The organism is Solibacillus sp. iso_87 (assembly GCF_056173085.1).
This window is the reverse complement of record NZ_CM149656.1, coordinates 1-22,125: the sequence shown is the minus strand read 5'-3', so window position 1 is coordinate 22,125 and position 22,125 is coordinate 1. Positions and strand designations below refer to the sequence as shown.

General features: G+C 41.0%; 11 protein-coding genes, 3 rRNA genes and 1 other annotated feature (1 of these 15 only partly in view). Of the genes, 1 reads left to right on the top strand and 13 read right to left on the bottom strand.

What is annotated here, in order from left to right:
- Window positions 1-83 (bottom strand) — a binding site (T-box leader) (it extends 131 nt beyond the left edge of the window).
- 150 nt (window positions 84-233) lie between these two features.
- Window positions 234-1,637 carry a MocR-like pyridoxine biosynthesis transcription factor PdxR gene (gene pdxR, locus AC0VXV_RS00070; RefSeq protein WP_475529842.1) on the top strand — a complete coding sequence of 468 codons (1,404 nt, stop codon included), beginning with the start codon at window positions 234-236 and terminating at the stop codon, window positions 1,635-1,637.
- Window positions 1,638-1,681: 44 nt separating this feature from the next.
- Here pdxR and asnB read toward each other — a convergent pair whose 3' ends face one another.
- The 13 genes from asnB to dnaA all read right to left on the bottom strand — a co-directional run bounded on the left by asnB (window position 1,682) and on the right by dnaA (window position 22,125).
- Window positions 1,682-3,508 carry an asparagine synthase (glutamine-hydrolyzing) gene (gene asnB, locus AC0VXV_RS00065; RefSeq protein ID WP_475529841.1) on the bottom strand — a complete coding sequence of 609 codons (1,827 nt, stop codon included), beginning with the start codon at window positions 3,506-3,508 and terminating at the stop codon, window positions 1,682-1,684.
- Window positions 3,509-3,635: 127 nt separating this feature from the next.
- The gene (locus tag AC0VXV_RS00060) at window positions 3,636-4,973 is read right to left on the bottom strand and encodes a D-alanyl-D-alanine carboxypeptidase family protein (protein WP_475529840.1); all 1,338 of its coding nucleotides are present in this window, start codon (window positions 4,971-4,973) and stop codon (window positions 3,636-3,638) included.
- A 134-nt stretch (window positions 4,974-5,107) separates the two neighbouring features.
- Window positions 5,108-6,574 (bottom strand): IMP dehydrogenase, encoded by a 1,467-nt coding sequence (gene guaB / locus AC0VXV_RS00055; RefSeq protein ID WP_079523464.1) that lies wholly within the window; start codon window positions 6,572-6,574, stop codon window positions 5,108-5,110.
- 187 nt (window positions 6,575-6,761) lie between these two features.
- Window positions 6,762-6,877, bottom strand: a 5S ribosomal RNA gene (gene rrf / locus AC0VXV_RS00050).
- A gap of 62 nt (window positions 6,878-6,939) precedes the next feature.
- A 23S ribosomal RNA gene (locus AC0VXV_RS00045) occupies window positions 6,940-9,868 on the bottom strand.
- 231 nt (window positions 9,869-10,099) lie between these two features.
- A 16S ribosomal RNA gene (locus AC0VXV_RS00040) occupies window positions 10,100-11,656 on the bottom strand.
- Together the 16S, 23S and 5S rRNA genes form the textbook arrangement of a ribosomal RNA operon.
- Window positions 11,657-12,117: 461 nt before the next feature.
- Window positions 12,118-13,233 (bottom strand): HD-GYP domain-containing protein, encoded by a 1,116-nt coding sequence (locus tag AC0VXV_RS00035; protein WP_475529839.1) that lies wholly within the window; start codon window positions 13,231-13,233, stop codon window positions 12,118-12,120.
- Between the two features lie 175 nt (window positions 13,234-13,408).
- Window positions 13,409-15,910 (bottom strand): DNA gyrase subunit A, encoded by a 2,502-nt coding sequence (gene gyrA / locus AC0VXV_RS00030; protein WP_475529838.1) that lies wholly within the window; start codon window positions 15,908-15,910, stop codon window positions 13,409-13,411.
- Window positions 15,911-16,002: 92 nt separating this feature from the next.
- The gene (gene gyrB / locus AC0VXV_RS00025; RefSeq protein ID WP_475529837.1) at window positions 16,003-17,928 is read right to left on the bottom strand and encodes a DNA topoisomerase (ATP-hydrolyzing) subunit B; all 1,926 of its coding nucleotides are present in this window, start codon (window positions 17,926-17,928) and stop codon (window positions 16,003-16,005) included.
- Between the two features lie 61 nt (window positions 17,929-17,989).
- Window positions 17,990-19,108 (bottom strand): DNA replication/repair protein RecF, encoded by a 1,119-nt coding sequence (recF, locus tag AC0VXV_RS00020; protein WP_475529836.1) that lies wholly within the window; start codon window positions 19,106-19,108, stop codon window positions 17,990-17,992.
- Window positions 19,109-19,111: 3 nt separating this feature from the next.
- On the bottom strand, window positions 19,112-19,348 hold the full coding sequence (gene yaaA / locus AC0VXV_RS00015; RefSeq protein ID WP_079523598.1) for a S4 domain-containing protein YaaA: 237 nt from the start codon (window positions 19,346-19,348) through the stop codon (window positions 19,112-19,114).
- 125 nt (window positions 19,349-19,473) lie between these two features.
- Window positions 19,474-20,610 (bottom strand): DNA polymerase III subunit beta, encoded by a 1,137-nt coding sequence (dnaN, locus tag AC0VXV_RS00010; protein ID WP_079523597.1) that lies wholly within the window; start codon window positions 20,608-20,610, stop codon window positions 19,474-19,476.
- A gap of 171 nt (window positions 20,611-20,781) precedes the next feature.
- Complete coding sequence (dnaA, locus tag AC0VXV_RS00005) at window positions 20,782-22,125, bottom strand: chromosomal replication initiator protein DnaA (protein ID WP_475529835.1); 1,344 nt, start codon at window positions 22,123-22,125, stop codon at window positions 20,782-20,784.

Below are 22,125 nucleotides of genomic sequence, written 5' to 3'. Positions count from 1 at the left end.
CACAAGTGCTTTTATCAGCTTCCACCGACCGCTGACTCTCTAAAAAAAACGTGCTTGCTACTACTTCCTATCATCGAATTCATTTATAAATTTAACCATACTGTACTATAAAACCACATACATTTGCAAGTTCTGATGAAAACATTCACTAATTTTCTACATCATGCTATACTTTTCTGACACTTTCTATATTAGTTAAAATTTAAATTTCATTAAGGTTACATAAGGAGGAAATGACGATGCTTTTCTTTCAACTTCATAAAGATCATACAATTCCGCTATATGAACAACTGTATATCGGCATAAAAAATGCAATTACTAACAACCAGCTGGCTGTTGGTGTACGTCTACCTTCCAAAAGGGAACTTGCGGAATTTTTTAATATAAGTCAAACAACCGTCGAACTTGCGTATTCTCAATTGCTGGCGGAAGGTTATATTATGTCAAAACCCCGTGTCGGTTATTTTGTTGAAGAGATAGATTCATTACCTTACCGCCAAAGTGATATATCGAACAATGAAATAAAAAAAACAGCGGAAACTACAGAATATAAAATTGATTTCTCTTCTGCAAAAATTGATGAGGAAGCTTTTCCTTTTACGATATGGAGAAAATACGCAAAAGACGTGCTCGATAAGCCTTTTAAACATTTACTTCAAACAGGGGAACGTCAAGGTGAGCTTGCATTGCGTATCGAAATTGCGAACTATTTACATCAATCACGCGGAATTGAGTGCCAGCCAGAGCAAATCGTCATTGGCTCAGGTACTGAGCAATTACTGCCTATGATTTTAAAAATTTTAGATGCTGATTCAAAGCTTGCCTTTGAAAACCCAGGTTATTCACCTATTCCCCGTCATCAGTTAGGTCAGCTCGCTATTCCAATTTCTGTTGATACAGATGGAATTGTGGTGGAACAATTACAGAAGTCCAATGCAAATGTCGTTTACATAACACCTTCACACCAATTTCCGACTGGTGCGGTTCTTTCAGCTAATCGACGGACACAATTATTAAATTGGGCAGCTAAAACACCGGACCGCTTTATAATTGAAGATGATTACGACAGTGAATTTCGCTATATTGGAAAGCCAATTCCGGCACTTAGAGGACTTGATGTAAATGACCGGGTCATTTATTTAAGTACCTTTACTAAATCATTGATGCCATCATTGCGTGTTGCTTTTTTCGTTTTGCCACCAACACTCGTTCAACGCTATCAGGAGCATTTCAATTACTATTCTTCTACTGTTCCTCGGTTTGAACAGCATATTTTAGCGAATTTTATGAAGGATGGGCACTTTGCCAAACATTTAAATCGGATGCGTAAAATTTACCGTAAAAAACACGATAAATGTATTGAAGTGTTTTCAAATCATTACTCTCAAATAACAATATCCGGGGATGCTGCCGGTACGAACATTCTTGTTGCATTCCGTCATGAGAAATCTGAACGGGAACTACAACAGCTCGCCCGCAAGCATGGTATTCATATTTTACCGTTATCTAATTATTATTTAACTGAGCAGCATTACTCAAAAAGAACATTTCTATTAGGGTTTGGTAATTTGCAACTTCAAGATATTGAACCGAATATCCATCAGCTAATGGCAATTTGGGGGATTTCAAAAAGTTAATATAAAGGGAATTTTAAAGAGACGTTCCGTATAGGTACGCCTCTTTATGCTGAAATAATATTGATGCGATATTGTTCGACCCAATCATGTAATTGTATAAAATACGCGATGAGTTGTGGTCCCGCCATTAACTGGCCAAACCAAGGTATTTGAAACGATTGACCGTTTGTAGCAAGCAGTCGTTCTAACTGCTCCTTCTCAAACAATTCATGAAGAACTGAGTGCTTCTGCCGTAAAATTTGCTCCAACCGATTGTGAACGAGTTCTGTATATTTAGGATGGTATGTTTTCGGATACGGGTTTTTCTTACGTTCCACAACTTCCTTCGGTAAAATATCCTGAAATGCCTTTCGTAAAATTCCCTTTTCCATTCCGCCGCTGTTTTTCATTTCCCAAGGAATATTCCAGACATATTCAATTATTGTATGATCGGCAAACGGTACACGTACTTCCATACTTGCACCCATCGTCATCCGGTCATTTCTTTCCAATAACGTCTGCATAAAGAACTGGTTATTTAAATAAAACAGCTGCTGGCGTTCCTGCTCTTCTTTTGTCCCTATAAATGACGGCATACCCTTTACTGCCTCTTCATAAGTACTTTGCATAAACTGCGGTAACTGCAGGCGTTTTTGCCAATCTGATTTAAATAACTGTTCACGTTCCTTTGTAGAACGAAGCCACGGGAAAAGCGTTTCTCTTTTTCCTTCATAAAACCATGGATAACCACCAAAGACTTCGTCAGCACATTCACCTGATAGCGCCACAGTATGTTCTTTTTTCATTTCTTTACAGAATAAATAAAATGAGCTATCAATATCCGCCATACTCGGCATGTCTTTTAAACGCATTGCCTGTTCTAAACCATCTACTAATTCCTGTTGAGTCAGCGTCACTTGTCGGTGCTTTGTCTGAAACGCCTGTTGCATTTTTCCGATCCAGTATTCATCCTGTGACGTTTGAAACGAGTTTTTTGTGAAATGATAGTCATTTTCCTCAAATGCTACGGAATACGTTGCTAATGTTTTCTGTTCTTTTGCAAGTTGTTGGGCAGCAACTGCCGTAATGATACTTGAATCGAGTCCGCCTGATAGCATTGTACTTAGCGGCACATCGCTTATTAGTTGACGAATAATCGCATTTGTTACGAGTTCCCGGACAGTTTCAATCGTTTCTGCCTCTGAATGTTCATGTTGTTTACTTTCAATGTCCCAATACTGCCAACTTTTTCTGAAACCGCTCCGCACCACCATTGCGTATGCGGGCTTAACTTCCTTAATTCCTTTAAATATAGCATGCCCTACAATACGGGATGGACCAAGACTGAATAATGCAGCAAGCCCTTCTGCATCTACTTCTGCCTTCACAGCAGGATGTGCCAGTATCCCTTTTATTTCAGAACTGAACAATAGCCCATCCGGAAGCTCATAATAAAACAGCGGCTTTACCCCTAGCCGGTCACGACATAGGAATAACGATTGCTCCTGCTCATTCCATACGGCAAAAGCAAATATTCCATTTAAGTACTCCATACAGCGCTCTTTCCATTCAACATACGCCATTAAAATGACTTCTGTATCGGATGTTGTATAAAAGGAATGACCCAAATTTTTAAGCTGTTCACGAAGTTCGTTTGCATTGTAAACTTCCCCATTATACACAATTGTCAATTCCCCGCGGGTCATCGGCTGATTACCTGTCACTAAATCAATTATTGCAAGCCGTTTATGGCCTAGTAAAGCATGTTTGCTTATAAAGTATCCTTCACTATCCGGACCTCGGTGTAAAAGCGTCCTCGTCATTTTTTTAATCATTGATTCTTCATTTACTAAGTGAGTCGAGTAATCGATCCAACCTGATATTCCACACATGATTAATCCCTCCATGTATCAATGTATGTTTTGCATGGTTTATCGACAAATTGTCCCATTCGAAAAAATTCCTTTGGACGAAAAAAAAGCCTTCCTACAAGTGTTTACTTATAGAAAGGCTCATTCATTATTTAATTAAATTACCTGCAAATCCAAACACACCATTCCATAAATTACCGAAAAAGCTTCCGATACCTTGGAACATTAATGATATTTTCCCTGCACGTTCTACCGATTCTGTCGTCACAACATCTGCTACAATAGGATTGCCATCAATATAGCCGAAATCTATACCTTCTGTAGGTGCAAGTACTGCCTGTCCTACTACTTGTTCTTTCTCAATTCCTGCTTCAATTTCCTTCTTGTCCAACGTCAATGTCGGAACATATGAATCTTTTTCGCTCGTCTTAACCATTACAGAAACCGGCTCTTTCACACCGATTTTGACAGAATCCTCTTTCCCTTTAGTAACAGGAATTGTTTTTTGCTCTTCAAATACATAGTTACCTGGAAGAAGTTCTACTTTAGAAAATTGACCAAATCCATAATCGAATAACTTCGCTGTCGCATCAAAACGTGCTTTATAAGAGCCTACACCATTTGAATCCACTGCCTTCATCACAACAGCGATTAAACGTGTATCACCGCGTTTAGCTGTACCTGTAAACGTATGACCGGCAAAATCTGTTGTTCCTGTTTTTAACCCGTCTACACCTTCATATTCATATACAAGGCCTGGTAGCATGAAGTTCCAGTTGGACATACTAATTGCATCCGAAGTTCCTTCACGGAATATTTTCTTCGGAATTTTTGCTGTTTCTAACATGTCAGGATGATCTTTTAATAAGTTGTACGCTAATTTTGCTACAGAACGAGCAGGCATAACATTTTCATCCTTTTCTCCAGTACCTTCTGGATGCATGCCTTGTAAATCAGCATTATTCAAACCTGTTGCGTTTACAAACTTGTAATTCTCTAAGCCAAGTTCTTCAGCTTTTTTATCCATCAATTTCAGGAATTCTTTTTCTGTACCTGCAATTGTTTCTGCAATCGCAATTGTAGCAGCATTTGCAGAATAGATTGCCATTGCTTCATATAACTCTCTAATCGTATACGTACCATCAGCACGTAACGGCACATTACTCAATAAACGGTTTTGGGAAACTTTATATGTATAATCAGTTACATTATATTGTTGATCCCATGAAATTGAGCCTTCTTTGATTGCATCAAGTAATAGATATTCTGTCATCATTTTCGTCATACTTGCAATACCTAAAGCTGTCTCTGCATTTTGCTCATATAGTATTTTTCCTGTGTCTGCATCAATTAAAATTGCTGCATCTACCGTTAACCCTAAATCCGTCGCTGCGTTTGTCTTAGCAGGTGTCATCGCCAGCATGCTAAGTATTAAAATCGGAATTAAGACAATGCTTAATACCGTTTGCTTTCTTACCTTCTTCACAAAGCTACCTCCAAATTTTTTTCTTGTCTAACGTCATTTTATCATACATAAGTAGTTGTATGTGACCTTCTGTTAATAAAAAAACGTTACTATCTTCAATTTGACGATAGTAACGTTTGAAAGTTTCCTGGTAATTATTGTAAAGAGTAGTTTGGTGATTCTTTCGTGATTTGTACATCATGTGGATGTGATTCACGTAAGCCTGCACCCGACATTTTAATGAACTGTGATTTTTCACGCAAATGTTCTAAATCTGGTGCACCGCAGTAACCCATTCCGGCACGTACACCACCAACTAATTGGTGAATTGTATCTGCTAAAGGTCCTTTGTATGGTAAACGTCCTTCAATTCCTTCTGGTACAAGCTTTTTCGCATCTTCTTGGAAGTAACGGTCTTTAGAACCTTTTTCCATTGCACCTAGTGAACCCATTCCACGGTATACTTTAAAGCGACGTCCTTGGAAAATTTCCGTTTCACCTGGAGATTCAGATGTTCCTGCTAATAATGAACCTAACATTACAGTATGTCCACCTGCAGCTAAAGCTTTTACGATATCTCCTGAATATTTGATACCGCCATCAGCAATAATTGTTTTGCCTAATTCACGGGCAACTGATGCTGCATCGTAAACTGCTGTAATTTGTGGTACACCAACACCAGCTACAACACGAGTTGTACAAATAGAACCAGGACCGATCCCCACTTTTACAACATCGGCACCAGCTTCGAATAATGCACGTGTTCCTTCAGCTGTTGCAACATTCCCTGCAATAATATCCAAGTTCGGGTAAGCTGCACGAATGTCTTTAATTGTATTTAAAACGCCTTGAGAATGACCATGTGCTGTATCAATTACAACGATGTCCACCTGCGCTTCCACTAGCTTCGCAATACGCATCATTGTATCTTTAGAAACACCAACCGCCGCTCCTACAACTAATCGGCCATGGCTGTCTTTCGCTGCATTTGGGAACTCAATTACTTTTTCGATATCTTTGATTGTGATTAAGCCAGTTAGCTTTCCTGCTTCATCAACAATCGGTAACTTTTCAATTTTATATTGCTGAAGAATTTTCTCAGCATCTTCTAAAGTTGTTCCTACAGGAGCAATGATTAAATCTTCTTTTGTCATTACATCATCGATTTTTAATGAGTAATCTGAAATGAAGCGTAAATCACGGTTTGTAATAATACCAACTAACTTCTGATCTTCCATGTTATTTACAATAGGGACACCTGAAATGCGGTACTTGCCCATTAAATGCTCTGCATCGAAAACTTGATGTTCTGGTGTAAGGAAGAAAGGATTTGTAATAACGCCGTTTTCAGAGCGTTTTACTTTCTCGACTTCTTCTGCTTGTTCATCAATACTCATGTTTTTATGAATAATACCAATTCCACCTTGTCGAGCCATTGCAATTGCCATTTTCGATTCGGTTACAGTATCCATACCTGCAGAGATCAACGGAATGTTTAACTTAATGCTGTCAGTTAGATTTACAGACAAATTAACATCTTTCGGTAACACCTCAGAGTGTCCTGGTACTAATAGTACATCATCAAATGTTAAACCTTCTTTAGCAAATTTTGTTTCCCACATTGTTAAGAATGCCTCCTATTTATAAAAGAATATTATTGTAAGGTTACCTCCGAGGGACATCACTGTCAAGATTCTTTAAAAAATAAAATAATTCGGAATATTGTATTATCTGCGGTTTTCTTCTTAAGGAGGGAAAATAAGTATTTTATAACAAAAAACCCACTGATTTCTCAGTGGGTTTACATGTGCGAAGCGACGTCCTACTCTCACAGGGGGAAGCCCCCAACTACCATCGGCGCTAAAGAGCTTAACTTCCGTGTTCGGTATGGGAACGGGTGTGACCTCTTTGCCATCATCACTTCACTATGAAAGAATTTCATTCTTTCAAAACTGGATAAACGTTTCATTGAATTGCGCAATAAAATGTGGTTAAGTCCTCGACCGATTAGTATTCGTCAGCTGCATGCGTCACCGCACTTCCACCTCGAACCTATCTACCTGATCGTCTTTCAGGGGTCTTACTTACTTGCGTAATGGGAAATCTCATCTTGAGGGGGGCTTCATGCTTAGATGCTTTCAGCACTTATCCCGTCCATACATAGCTACCCAGCGATGCCTTTGGCAAGACAACTGGTACACCAGCGGTATGTCCATCCCGGTCCTCTCGTACTAAGGACAGCTCCTCTCAAATTTCCTACGCCCACGACGGATAGGGACCGAACTGTCTCACGACGTTCTGAACCCAGCTCGCGTACCGCTTTAATGGGCGAACAGCCCAACCCTTGGGACCGACTACAGCCCCAGGATGCGATGAGCCGACATCGAGGTGCCAAACCTCCCCGTCGATGTGGACTCTTGGGGGAGATAAGCCTGTTATCCCCGGGGTAGCTTTTATCCGTTGAGCGATGGCCCTTCCATGCGGAACCACCGGATCACTAAGCCCGTCTTTCGACCCTGCTCGACTTGTAGGTCTCGCAGTCAAGCTCCCTTATGCCTTTACACTCTACGAATGATTTCCAACCATTCTGAGGGAACCTTTGGGCGCCTCCGTTACCTTTTAGGAGGCGACCGCCCCAGTCAAACTGTCCGCCTGACACTGTCTCCTACCCCGCTAAGGGGCATGGGTTAGAAGTTCAATACAACCAGGGTAGTATCCCACCGACGCCTCCTTCGAAGCTGGCGCTCCGAGATCTCTGGCTCCTACCTATCCTGTACAAGTTGTACCAAAATTCAATATCAGGCTACAGTAAAGCTCCACGGGGTCTTTCCGTCCTGTCGCGGGTAACCTGCATCTTCACAGGTACTATAATTTCACCGAGTCTCTCGTTGAGACAGTGCCCAGATCGTTACGCCTTTCGTGCGGGTCGGAACTTACCCGACAAGGAATTTCGCTACCTTAGGACCGTTATAGTTACGGCCGCCGTTTACTGGGGCTTCAATTCACAGCTTCGCTTGCGCTAACCGCTCCTCTTAACCTTCCAGCACCGGGCAGGCGTCAGCCCCTATACGTCACCTTACGGTTTTGCAGAGACCTGTGTTTTTGCTAAACAGTCGCCTGGGCCTATTCACTGCGGCTTCTCTAGGCTATGCACCCAAAGAAGCACCCCTTCTCCCGAAGTTACGGGGTCATTTTGCCGAGTTCCTTAACGAGAGTTCTCTCGCACACCTTAGGATTCTCTCCTCGACTACCTGTGTCGGTTTGCGGTACGGGCACCTCTCACCTCGATAGAGGCTTTTCTTGGCAGTGTGAAATCAGGAACTTCGCTCATACGAGCTCGTCATCACAGCTCAACGTTATAGTATGCGGATTTGCCTACATACACGCCTTACTGCTTGAACACGCGCAACCAACGGCGTGCTTACCCTATCCTACTGCGTCCCCCCATTTCTCAAACGGTGAGGAGGTGGTACAGGAATATCAACCTGTTGTCCATCGCCTACGCCTATCGGCCTCGGCTTAGGTCCCGACTAACCCTGAGCGGACGAGCCTTCCTCAGGAAACCTTAGTCATACGGTGCATGGGATTCTCACCCATGTTTCGCTACTCATACCGGCATTCTCACTTCTAACCGCTCCACCAGTCCTTCCGGTCAGACTTCAACGCTGTTAGAACGCTCTCCTACCACGCATACTCAAAGTATGCATCCACAGCTTCGGTGAATCGTTTAGCCCCGATACATTTTCGGCGCAGCGTCACTCGACCAGTGAGCTATTACGCACTCTTTAAATGATGGCTGCTTCTAAGCCAACATCCTGGTTGTCTAAGCAACGCCACATCCTTTTCCACTTAACGATTACTTGGGGACCTTAGCTGGTGGTCTGGGCTGTTTCCCTCTTGACTACGGATCTTATCACTCGCAGTCTGACTCCCGTGTATAAATATCCGGCATTCGGAGTTTGTCTGAATTCGGTAAAGCGAGATGCCCCCCTAGTCCAAACAGTGCTCTACCTCCGGTATTCTCAATCACGAGGCTAGCCCTAAAGCTATTTCGGAGAGAACCAGCTATCTCCAGGTTCGATTGGAATTTCTCCGCTACCCACACCTCATCCCCGCACTTTTCAACGTGCGTGGGTTCGGGCCTCCAGTGAGTGTTACCTCACCTTCACCCTGGACATGGGTAGATCACCTGGTTTCGGGTCTACGACCACGTACTAATTCGCCCTATTCAGACTCGCTTTCGCTGCGGCTCCGTCTTCTCAACTTAACCTCGCACGTAATCGTAACTCGCCGGTTCATTCTACAAAAGGCACGCTATCACCCATTAACGGGCTCTAACTACTTGTAGGCACACGGTTTCAGGATCTATTTCACTCCCCTTCCGGGGTGCTTTTCACCTTTCCCTCACGGTACTGGTTCACTATCGGTCACTAGGTAGTATTTAGCCTTGGGAGATGGTCCTCCCGGATTCCGACGGAATTTCACGTGTTCCGCCGTACTCAGGATCCACTCTGGAGGGAATGAACTTTTGACTACAGGGCTTTTACCTCGTTTCGCGGACCTTTCCAAGTCGCTTCGTCTAGTTCATTCTTTTGTAACTCCGTATAGAGTGTCCTACAACCCCAAAGAGCAAGCTCTTTGGTTTGGGCTCTTCCCGTTTCGCTCGCCGCTACTCAGGGAATCGAATTTTCTTTCTGTTCCTGCAGGTACTTAGATGTTTCAGTTCCCTGCGTCTGTCTTCAACACGCTATGAATTCACGTGAAGATACTATCCGATTAAAGATAGTGGGTTCCCCCATTCGGAAATCCCCGGATCAAAGCTTACTTACAGCTCCCCGAGGCATATCGGTGTTAGTGCCGTCCTTCATCGACTCCTAGTGCCAAGGCATCCACCGTGCGCCCTTATTAACTTAACCAAAAGTTAACACTTGGATATAATCCAAGATTTAAGTTTACACGTCAATTGCTTGACTTGTTTAAAAATCTATAAAATAGAAATTTGATTTATTGCTTTCAATGTCGTTTTATCCAGTTTTCAAAGAACGAGTGTTTTGAAGTGTTCCATTCATTTAAGAATGAACCTTCAAAACTGAACAGCAACCGTTAATGTTTCATTCCCCAAGGGAATGATTCCGAAAAATCCTTAGAAAGGAGGTGATCCAGCCGCACCTTCCGATACGGCTACCTTGTTACGACTTCACCCCAATCATCTATCCCACCTTCGGCGGCTGGCTCCAAAAGGTTACCTCACCGACTTCGGGTGTTACAAACTCTCGTGGTGTGACGGGCGGTGTGTACAAGGCCCGGGAACGTATTCACCGCGGCATGCTGATCCGCGATTACTAGCGATTCCGGCTTCATGTAGGCGAGTTGCAGCCTACAATCCGAACTGAGAACGGTTTTATCGGATTAGCTCCCCCTCGCGGGTTGGCAACCGTTTGTACCGTCCATTGTAGCACGTGTGTAGCCCAGGTCATAAGGGGCATGATGATTTGACGTCATCCCCACCTTCCTCCGGTTTATCACCGGCAGTCTCCTTAGAGTGCCCAACTGAATGATGGCAACTAAGAATAAGGGTTGCGCTCGTTGCGGGACTTAACCCAACATCTCACGACACGAGCTGACGACAACCATGCACCACCTGTCACCGTTGCCCCCGAAGGGGAAACTATGTCTCCATAGTGGTCACCGGGATGTCAAGACCTGGTAAGGTTCTTCGCGTTGCTTCGAATTAAACCACATGCTCCACCGCTTGTGCGGGCCCCCGTCAATTCCTTTGAGTTTCAGTCTTGCGACCGTACTCCCCAGGCGGAGTGCTTAATGCGTTAGCTGCAGCACTGAGGGGCGGAAACCCCCCAACACTTAGCACTCATCGTTTACGGCGTGGACTACCAGGGTATCTAATCCTGTTTGCTCCCCACGCTTTCGCGCCTCAGTGTCAGTTACAGACCAGACAGTCGCCTTCGCCACTGGTGTTCCTCCAAATCTCTACGCATTTCACCGCTACACTTGGAATTCCACTATCCTCTTCTGCACTCAAGTTCCCCAGTTTCCAATGACCCTCCCCGGTTGAGCCGGGGGCTTTCACATCAGACTTAAGGAACCACCTGCGCGCGCTTTACGCCCAATAATTCCGGACAACGCTTGCCACCTACGTATTACCGCGGCTGCTGGCACGTAGTTAGCCGTGGCTTTCTAACAAGGTACCGTCAAGGTAGCGCCAGTTACTACGCTACTTGTTCTTCCCTTGCAACAGAGTTTTACGAACCGAAATCCTTCTTCACTCACGCGGCGTTGCTCCATCAGACTTTCGTCCATTGTGGAAGATTCCCTACTGCTGCCTCCCGTAGGAGTCTGGGCCGTGTCTCAGTCCCAGTGTGGCCGATCACCCTCTCAGGTCGGCTACGCATCGTTGCCTTGGTGAGCCGTTACCTCACCAACTAGCTAATGCGCCGCGGGTCCATCTTATAGTGACAGCGAGATGCCGTCTTTCAACTTCAAAACATGTGTTAAAAAGTGTTATTCGGTATTAGCCCCGGTTTCCCGGAGTTATCCCAATCTATAAGGTAGGTTACCCACGTGTTACTCACCCGTCCGCCGCTAAAATTTTAAAGGTGCAAGCACCAATAAAATTCCCGCTCGACTTGCATGTATTAGGCACGCCGCCAGCGTTCGTCCTGAGCCAGGATCAAACTCTCCATAAAAGTAGTTTGAAAGCTCATTTGCTTTGCTAGCGATCCAACTTCGTTAGAAGTTGGAATCTATTGTTTGCTTCATTTAAGAAGCTTGTTTCATTAACGTTGCTTGTTCAGTTTTCAAGGTTCATTGTGTTGCCTCGGTGACAACTTTTATATCTTATCATTATTCCGCGTTATTTGTCAACACTTTTTAACGAAAAGTCTTTTTGCTATTGAAGCATTTCTCTTTCATGCGACAACTTTTACTATGCTACACTACCCTTTAACTTAAGTCAACACTTTTTCAATATTTATCTTTCAAAAGATGTTATCTTGTAAGGACCTTTAATATAATAACATTTGATTTTCAAATCGTCAACACTTTATTGAATGATTTTCTATTTTTATTTTGAGTTAATTTATCCAGGCAAAACTAATTTAATAAGGGGTCATTTCTTTAAGTAAAGAAACAACCCCCTAACGATTAATTAGTTCGATTTATATCCTTGAGTAATGACACGTGAAATATAGAAGCTTCTATTAGAAGAAAGATCTACAATTTCTCCTGTACGTGTTAATTTTACAAGTGGACGTGTAGGTGAATATTTATTGTTGAACATTACTTCACCCAGCTCTAAATTCGATAACTCAATTTTCGTTCCTATTGGTAAATCAACGACAATATTCATTAAAGCTTGAACAACTTTAATATCAAACTTTCCAAAATCCTCTTCCTTAATCATCTCGATTACTTTAAAAGGAGATTGTTTTAAACGATACATACGTTCACTGGTCATCGCATGGAATACGTCTGCTACCGCAATAATTTGGGCAAAGATCGAAATAGATCCGATACGATCACCTTTTGGATAACCGCTGCCATCCAAACGTTCATGGTGCTGATAAACAGCTACTTTCATAATATCCTTTATAGCTGTTACGTTTTTAATTAGTAAGTAACTATAGTAAGGATGTTTTCTTACTTCCCCAAATTCGGATTCTGTTAAAACGCTTTTCTTATCCCGTATACGTGAAGGAATTCTCGACATTCCACTATCCGCCAACATTCCGGCGATAGCCAGCTGAATTGTATCCCCTCGCTCATATCCCATTTTCCTAGCAATGACCGCAGCTATTAATCCTGTAGCAATACAATGATGGTATAAATAATCCTTTGCATTCGAATAACTATTCAGATCAAATATATAAGAGCGATTTTCTAAAACCTTATCCATTAAAGGAATCATTATGTTTCTTACCTTTGCCAGATCTACTCTTCCGCCGGCTTCCCAATTTGAAAATTCCTTTTTCAATTGTCCCATTCCATCAAGATAAGATTTTTCGAAACTTGTAGATTGCTGAATCGGTATTGCTACTGTGGGATTATCTAACTTTTCTTCAATTATCTCGGTTTCTTCAACTTTGATTTCATTATGTACTAATACTGTTTTTAAATTAAATAATTCAAACACGCGTAAATGCTCTGGTTTTACTTTTGTATTTTTATAGATAATCGGATATTGTGTATTGGCAAAAATATCTTCAGCAATTACTTTACCTAATCGCAATTCCCCAACTCTTATCAATATTGCTTCCAATTTCACAACCCCTTAAGCTCGTTTTTGGTTATTAAGTAAGAATAAATTCTCATTAAATGATTTATTCTTTCTAAATAACTACTAATTTTTTCATATTAACGTTAATTATAACGAATGGGAAATAAATTACAACCAAAAAAAGTAATCTAGATAGTCTAAACTAACTAGATTACTTTTTAAATTACTCTTCTATAGCTGAATTTGACTCTCCCTCAGTTTCAGAATCGATTTCTTCATCATCATCCGGAGCATCATCTTCTTTTTTCACCCGCGCAACAGTTGCTACATATTCGCCTTCAGCAAGTCTGATTAAACGAACCCCCTGTGTACTACGGCCAATTACAGATATATCATTTACGTCCATACGAATTAACATACCATTAATCGTAATTAACATAATGTCTTCTGATCCATCCACAGCCTTTACCGCGCACATTTTACCGTTCTTATCAGTAATTTGCATCGTTTTAAGACCTAACCCGCCACGGCTTTGTAAACGGTATTCAGATTCAGGTGTACGTTTACCGTAACCATTTTCAGTGACAACTAAAATTTCCTGACCTGGCTCAAGAATTTCCATTCCTACTACAAAGTCACCTTCACGGAGTTTAATACCGCGTACCCCGGCAGCTGAACGACCCATAGAACGAATATCGTCCTCTTTAAATCGTACTAACATACCATCGCTTGTTCCGATAATAATTTCCTTTGTGCCATCCGTTAAGTGAACAGAAATTAAATCATCGTCTTCACGTAATGTAATGGCGATTAAACCATTTGTACGGATATTTGCAAACTGATCAACAGGTGTACGTTTCGTTACCCCTGTTTTTGTAGTAAAGATAAAGTAAGCATCTTCTTTAAACTCTGTTACGCGAATCATTGCAGTAACATGCTCACCTTTATCGATATTTAATAAGTTTACAATTGGCAGTCCTTTCGCTTGGCGACCGAACTCCGGAATTTCATATCCTTTTGCACGGAATACTTTCCCTTTTGAGGTGAAGAAAAGAATTGTATCGTGTGTAGAAGTGAATAATAAATGTTCTACGAAGTCATCTTCATTCGTCCCCATACCTTGCACACCACGGCCACCACGTTTTTGTGAGCGATACGTGTTTGCAGCTAAACGTTTAATATACCCGTTATGTGTTAATGTCAGTACCGAGTTTTCACGAGGAATTAAATCTTCGTCTTCAATCATTTCTAGGCCGCCAGCTGTAATTTCTGTACGACGATTATCACTGTAACGCTCTTTAATATCCGTCATTTCTGTACGGATAATTTCGACTACTTTTGCTTCGTCAGCTAAAATCGCTTTTAATTCATCGATTAACTTTAGAAGTTCCTGGTACTCAGCCTCAATTTTTTCACGTTCCAATCCGCTTAAACGCACAAGACGCATATCTAAAATTGCCTGTGCCTGGCGTTCAGATAAATTAAAGCGCTCCATTAATTGAGGTCTTGCTTCTTCACCACTGCGAGAAGCTCGGATAATAGAAATAATTTCATCAATATGATCAAGCGCAATACGTAAACCTTCTAAAATATGTGCACGTTCCTCTGCTTTTCGAAGCTCGAATGCAGTACGACGTTTAATAACTACTTTCTGGTGTTCTAAGTAATGATAAAGCACTTCTTTTAGACTTAATACTTTTGGCTGTCCATCAACTAGCGCAAGCATATTTACACCAAAGCTTGATTGCATTGCTGTTTGCTTAAACAAATTGTTCAGTACGACATTTGCATTTGCATCACGGCGCACTTCAATGACGATACGCATACCATTACGATCTGATTCATCACGTAAATTTGTAATGCCATCAATTTTTTTGTCGCGTACTAACTCGGCAATTTTTTCAATTAGTTTTGCTTTGTTTACTTGATATGGTAATTCGTGCACTAGAATTGTCTCTTTGCCGTTTGAAGCTTGTTCAATTTCTACTTTAGCCCGAATTGTCAGTGAACCACGGCCCGATTCATATGCACGGCGAATACCGCTGCGCCCTAGAATAATTCCCCCTGTAGGGAAGTCAGGACCTGGAATGATTTCCATTAGCTCTTCTGTCGTAATGCCTGGATTATCTGCTACTGCTAATACACCATCAATCGTTTCTCCAAGATGATGTGGTGGAATATTTGTAGCCATACCTACTGCGATACCAGAAGCACCATTAACTAATAGATTCGGATAGCGCGCCGGCAATACTAAAGGTTCATTTTCACTGCCATCATAGTTCGGTCCATAATCAATCGTATCTTTGTTAATATCGCGCAACATTTCCATCGCGATTTTTGACATACGTGATTCTGTATAACGCATTGCTGCGGCACCGTCGCCATCAACTGAACCAAAGTTACCATGGCCGTCGACTAACATGTAACGGTAGCTGAAATCTTGCGCCATACGTACCATTGCGTCGTAAATTGATGAGTCACCGTGAGGGTGGAATTTACCCATTACGTCCCCAACGATACGGGCACTCTTTTTATATGGTTTATCCGATGTATTTCCTAGCTCCTGCATACCAAATAAAATACGTCGATGTACTGGTTTAAGTCCATCACGCACGTCTGGTAAAGCACGCGAAACGATAACGCTCATCGCATAGCTTAGGAAAGATGATTTTATTTCTGTTGTAATATTTCTAGATTCAATATGTCCATGCTGAATGTCAGACAAAATAAGGACCTCCTTCCAATTGCACTAACTAATCAATTATGTCCAAGCATAATTGCATCCTTTAGCGGGTGTTTAAAACCCGCTGAAGGATGTTAAATATCCAAGTCTTGCACGTATACTGCATTTTCTTCGATAAAATCACGACGAGGTGCAACTTCATCACCCATTAAGTGATCGAAAATTTTATCCGCTTCAATTGCATCATCCAATTCTACTCGAATTAAAGTACGGTGCTCTGGATCCATTGTTGTATCCCATAATTGTGCTGCATTCATTTCTCCTAAACCTTTATAACGCTGTACATTAGGCTTTGGTAACTTCGGCAGACGGTTTAAAATATCTTCTAACTCCTGATCTGAGTAGCAGTATTCAACATGTTTCCCTTGTTTCACCTGGTAAAGCGGTGGTTTTGCGGCATATACATAACCCGCTTCAATTAATGGACGCATGAAACGGAAGAAGAACGTAAGCAATAGTACACGAATATGTGCACCATCGACATCGGCATCCGTCATAATTACGATTTTGTGATAACGTGCTTTTTCTAAATTAAACTCTTCTCCAATACCAGTACCGAATGCTGTAATCATCGCACGAATTTCGGCATTAGATAAAATACGGTCCAAGCGTGCTTTCTCAACGTTAAGGATTTTTCCGCGCAGTGGTAAGATCGCCTGGAAATGACGGTCACGGCCTGACTTAGCAGATCCACCGGCAGAGTCACCCTCTACGATATAAATCTCAGATTCAGCAGGGTTTGTCGAAGAACAGTCTGCTAATTTACCTGGTAAACTTGAAACTTCCAGTGCAGATTTACGACGTGTAAATTCACGGGCCTTTTTCGCTGCTACACGCGCACGTGCCGCCATTGTACCTTTTTCGATAACTTGGCGTGCAACCGATGGATTTTCAAGCAGGAAACGTTCAAATCCGTCTGAGAATAAAGCATTTGTAATCTGACTTACTTCAGAGTTTCCAAGTTTTGTTTTTGTTTGACCCTCAAATTGAGGTTCCGGGTGTTTTATTGACACGATTGCCGTTAAACCTTCACGAACATCTTCGCCTGTAAGGTTGGCATCCGATTCTTTAATCAAGTTTGCTTTGCGGGCATAGTCGTTAATAACACGTGTTAAGGCAGTTTTAAAGCCTGATTCGTGCGTACCGCCTTCATACGTGTTGATGTTGTTTGCAAAGGACATAATATTTGAGCTAAAGCCTGCATTATACTGCATAGCAATTTCAACTGTAATGCCTTCTTTTTCGCCTAACACATCAATCGGTACATGGATAGGTTCTTTATTTTCGTTTATATGCTCAACATATTCACGAATACCACCTTCAAAGTGGAATGTTTCAGAACGTTCCTGTCCGATGCGCTCATCTGCAATCGTAAGGCTGATGCCACGATTTAAGTAGGCCAATTCACGGATACGTGTCGCTAAAATATCGTATTCATAAACTGTTGTTTCTTTAAAGATTTCGCTGTCAGCTTTAAATCGAGTTGTTGTACCTGTATGGTCTGTTTCACCAATGACCGTTAATTTTTGAACTGTTTGACCGCGCTCAAAAATGATTTCATGAATTTTACCATCGCGGTGTACTTGAACAACCGTCTGGCTCGATAATGCATTTACTACAGAAGCACCAACACCGTGAAGACCACCTGATACTTTATAGCCTCCGCCGCCGAATTTACCGCCGGCGTGAAGTACTGTCATAATTACTTCAACAGCAGGCATACCCATTTTTTCTTGAATATCTACGGGAATACCACGACCGTTATCTTCTACGCGAATCCAATTGTCTTGTTCAATTGTTACTGTGATTCCTGTACAATAACCTGCTAACGCTTCATCAATACTATTATCAACAATTTCCCAAACTAAATGGTGCAATCCTTTTGAACTTGTTGAACCAATATACATACCAGGACGTTTTCGAACAGCCTCTAATCCTTCTAATACTTGTATTTGATCCGCATCATAAGATTGCTGGACTTTATTATCTTCTAAAGCCACTATTGTTCACCTACTCTTTCATAACTATCAGTATGCTTCTTAATTACGTATTTCAATGCACTTATGGTTGCTCAATTGTTCCTTGTGTGACATGGAACAATTTTGCGTGCTGTATTGTGTCATGGTGAATACCTTCTACACTCGTTGTTGTAACGAATGTCTGGACTTCACCTTGAATTGTATTTAATAAATGTGATTGGCGGTAATCGTCCAATTCAGATAAAACATCATCCAATAAAAGAATCGGAGTTTCCTTCGTTTCCTGTTTGATAAGTTCAATTTCGGCAAGTTTCAAAGATAATGCCGTTGTGCGTTGCTGCCCTTGTGAGCCGTATACTTGAACATCATAATCATTGACAAAAAACTGCAGATCGTCCCGATGAGGACCGATAAGTGTTACACCTCTTTCAATTTCACGCTGTTTCACTTCTTCTAGTTTCTTTGTTAAGTAATCAACCATTTCTTCGGCAGTCCAGCTTGCTTCCATCCCCGTTACAGGACGGTATTTTATGACAAGCTTTTCTAATCCTCGCGAAATGCCAAAGTGAATCGGTTCGGCCCAATCTTGTAAAAGCTCGATAAACTGAAATCTTTTACGGATAATTTGAATTGCCGCCTGCACATATTGTTCTGTATAAATATCAAACATCACATCAGATGCGAGTGATTGTTTTCCCGCATTCTTTTTTAATAAATGATTACGTTGTTTCAAAATCTTTTGGAATGTTAGTAAATCATGTAAGTAAACAGGGGAAATTTGTCCGATTTCCATATCGATGAATCTTCGGCGAATTTGGGGGCTGCCCTTTACGATATTCAAATCTTCCGGTGCAAACATTACTACATTCATCTGTCCGATATAATTGCTTAGTTTCGTCTGTTCAAGATGATTGATTTTGCCCTTTTTGCCTTTTTTTGAAATCGTCAATTCGATAGGAACGCCACCGTAACGCTTATTTACCACACCTTCTATTTTACCATAATCCGCATCCCAACGTATTAATTCTTTATCGTTCACGGTACGATGAGATTTGGCCATCGCTAGTACATAGATTGATTCCATTACATTTGTTTTTCCTTGAGCATTTTCCCCAATAAAAACATTAATTTTATCTGAAAAATCCAGTGTTAACGATTCATAGTTACGATAATTTGTTAGCTGCAAGCGCTCGATGTTCATGTATTAATTTTCTCCGTTTTGAATAAATGCATCGACAATTTTGTAACGTCCTACACCAGGGATATTAATTACATCTCCATGACGCAGTTTTTTCCCCCGACGATCTTCCACTTCTCCATTTACAAACACTTCATGTTCACTTAAAAACCACTTTGCCATACCGCCAGAGCTAATTGCATCTGTCATTTTCAGCGCTTGACCAAGCGTTATATATTCTGTATCAATTACTAATTCATTCAACGTAATTCATCCTCCACTTAAATAAAGTCTTATCATTCTATCATACCTAAAAATTGTTCATAAGTAAAAAAGGAACGGTCTCAATAGCAAGTTAAGACCATTCCTTCTAGAATTTTTATTGAATTTTAGTAAGTACGTACCGGTAAAATCAATTGCAGTATTGCATCATCTGCAACAGAACGTAAGATGAACGGGCGCATTGCACCTGTAAATTCAATTACTACATCTTGTCCATCAATCGCTTTTAAGGCTTCCATCATATATTTCGCACTAAATGAAATCTTTAATGTTTCACCTTCTAAGCTTTCCACTTGGATCTGCTCTTCAACTTTACCAATCTCAGGTGAATTTGATGAAATTTCGACTGTTTGATTTTCCAGTGTTTCAAAACGAACGACATTATTGCGATCTTCACGAGCTAAAAGTGAAGCACGGTCAATTGCCTGCAATAAAGATTTTCCGTTAATCGTAATCATTGTTTTAAACTCTTCCGGAATTAAACGTGATGTATCCGGGTAATTGCCTTCTAAAAGACGAGAGAAGAACAGGACATCATCTGTTTTAAATAATACATGCTGGTTTGTCAGTACGATTTGAACAGGATTATTTGTGTCTTCTAAAATTTTGTTCAATTCATTTAAGCTTTTACCTGGAATTACGACTGAAGTAATATCATTTGGTAAATTTTCAAGATTCACTTTACGACGAGCTAAACGGTGACTATCCGTCGCAACGCATATTAATGCATCGCCTTCGACTTTCCAGTTTACACCTGTCAACACCGGACGGCTTTCCGATGTCGCTACAGCAAATACAGTTTCTCTAATAACTGACTTTAATAAATCTGTTGGAATCGTAAATTGGCGGTCAGCAGCAATTTCAGGTAACTGTGGATATTCCGTTGCATCTGAGCCGATAAGATGGAACTCTGATTTACCTGATCGAATGATTGTTGCATAGCCGTTTGTAATTTCGATTTCTACTTCATTAGTAGGCAATTTACGGATAATTTCATTGTACATTCGAGCTTGTAGCACAATAGAGCCTGTTTGTGTAATATCCATAATTTGTTCGCCATTTTCTTCTACAGGAATGAATGTCTGGATTGTAATGTCTGCATCACTACCAGTTAACGTCATACCTTCGTTTGTAACATCGATTTTAATCCCCGTTAAAATAGGGATCGTCGTTTTAGAACTTACAGCTTTCATTACATCGTTTAATCCTGCTAAAAGACGATCACGTAAAATAGTAAATTTCATTAGTTTACCTCTCTTATATAATTAATTATTTATTTAAAGATATTAATAGATATAGTAATAGGGCCTGTGAATTTGTGGATAACCCCCATTTTACACAGGTAGAGAGCGCTATCCACATGTTGATAAGTTGTGAATAGTCTTGTGTGAAAAAGATAAAGTTATACACAGAGTTTATTTACCTAACATACTACGAATTTGTTTAATATCCTGCTGAAGCTGCTGATCTGTTTTAAGTAAAGAAGAGATTTTCTCATGGGCATGGATCACTGTTGTATGATCACGGCCTCCAAACTCTTCACCAATTTTCGGCAAAGAAAAATCGGTTAACTCACGAGATAAGTACATCGCAACTTGTCTTGGGAAAGCAATGGATTTTGTACGGCGTTTTGCCGAAAAGTCTTCCAGTCGAATACTAAAATGCTCCCCAGTTGCTGTCTGAATATCCAAAATAGAAATCATGCGCGGTTTTGAATTTGGCATAATATCTTTTAAAGCCTCCGCAGCAAGTTCAGGCGAAACATCCATATTTACCAAGGATGAATAGGCCACAACGCGAATCAATGCCCCTTCAAGTTCACGAATATTTGTATCAACCTGGTTGGCAATATAAAGCATGACCTCATTCGGAATATCAAGTCCGTCTGCTTTTGCTTTTTTACGTAAAATCGCTATACGCGTTTCTAAATCAGGTGGTGCAATATCAGTAATTAATCCCCATTCAAAGCGTGAACGCAAACGATCCTCTAAAGTTGGAATTTCCTTTGGAGGACGGTCACTTGAGATGACAATCTGCTTTGATTCTTCATGCAGTGTATTGAATGTATGGAAGAATTCCTCTTGTGTCGATTCCTTACCAGCCAAAAACTGAATATCATCTATTAGCAGTACATCAACATTGCGGTATTTATTTCGAAAATCGATTGTTTTATTATCACGGATTGAGTTAATAAACTCATTTGTGAATTTTTCGGATGATAAATAGACGACATTTGCTGTCGGATTGTGTTCTTTTACATAATGTCCAATTGCATGCATTAAGTGAGTTTTTCCTAAACCTACCCCCCCATAAATAAAGAACGGGTTGTAAGCTTTTGCAGGTGCCTCCGCTACAGCTAAGCTCGCTGCATGGGCAAAGCGGTTACCGGAACCAATAACGAATGTATCAAATGTGTACTTCGGATTGAGCATACCTGGGGTAATGTCATGGTGTTCACTTGATTTTGCTTGAGTAATTGGGGGCGGTAGTTCAAAGTCATCTGCGGCCTGATCTTTCTGGACAACAAAATTAATGACTAGATCCTCTCCAGTTAACTCGTTTAATATTCCTGTAATCATATGGATGTAGTATTGTTCAAGCCAATCGCGGGCAAAAGAGTTAGGCGCGGAAATCGTCACTTTTGTGCCACTATGTGCAAGAAGTTTTGTTGATTTCAGCCAAGTATCAAAGCTCGGTTTCGAGATTTTCTGTTCAGCTTGGGCAAGGACGGCATTCCATAGGTTTTCTAAATGTTCCAA

Excerpts from the sequence above, each read along its gene's own strand:
- pdxR (WP_475529842.1), top strand. The coding sequence starts at position 234 with ATGACGATGCTTTTCTTTCAACTTCATAAAGATCATACAATTCCGCTA.
- asnB (WP_475529841.1), bottom strand. The coding sequence starts at position 3,508 with ATGTGTGGAATATCAGGTTGGATCGATTACTCGACTCACTTAGTAAAT.
- guaB (WP_079523464.1), bottom strand. The coding sequence starts at position 6,574 with ATGTGGGAAACAAAATTTGCTAAAGAAGGTTTAACATTTGATGATGTA.
- recF (WP_475529836.1), bottom strand. The coding sequence starts at position 19,108 with ATGAACATCGAGCGCTTGCAGCTAACAAATTATCGTAACTATGAATCG.
- dnaN (WP_079523597.1), bottom strand. The coding sequence starts at position 20,610 with ATGAAATTTACTATTTTACGTGATCGTCTTTTAGCAGGATTAAACGAT.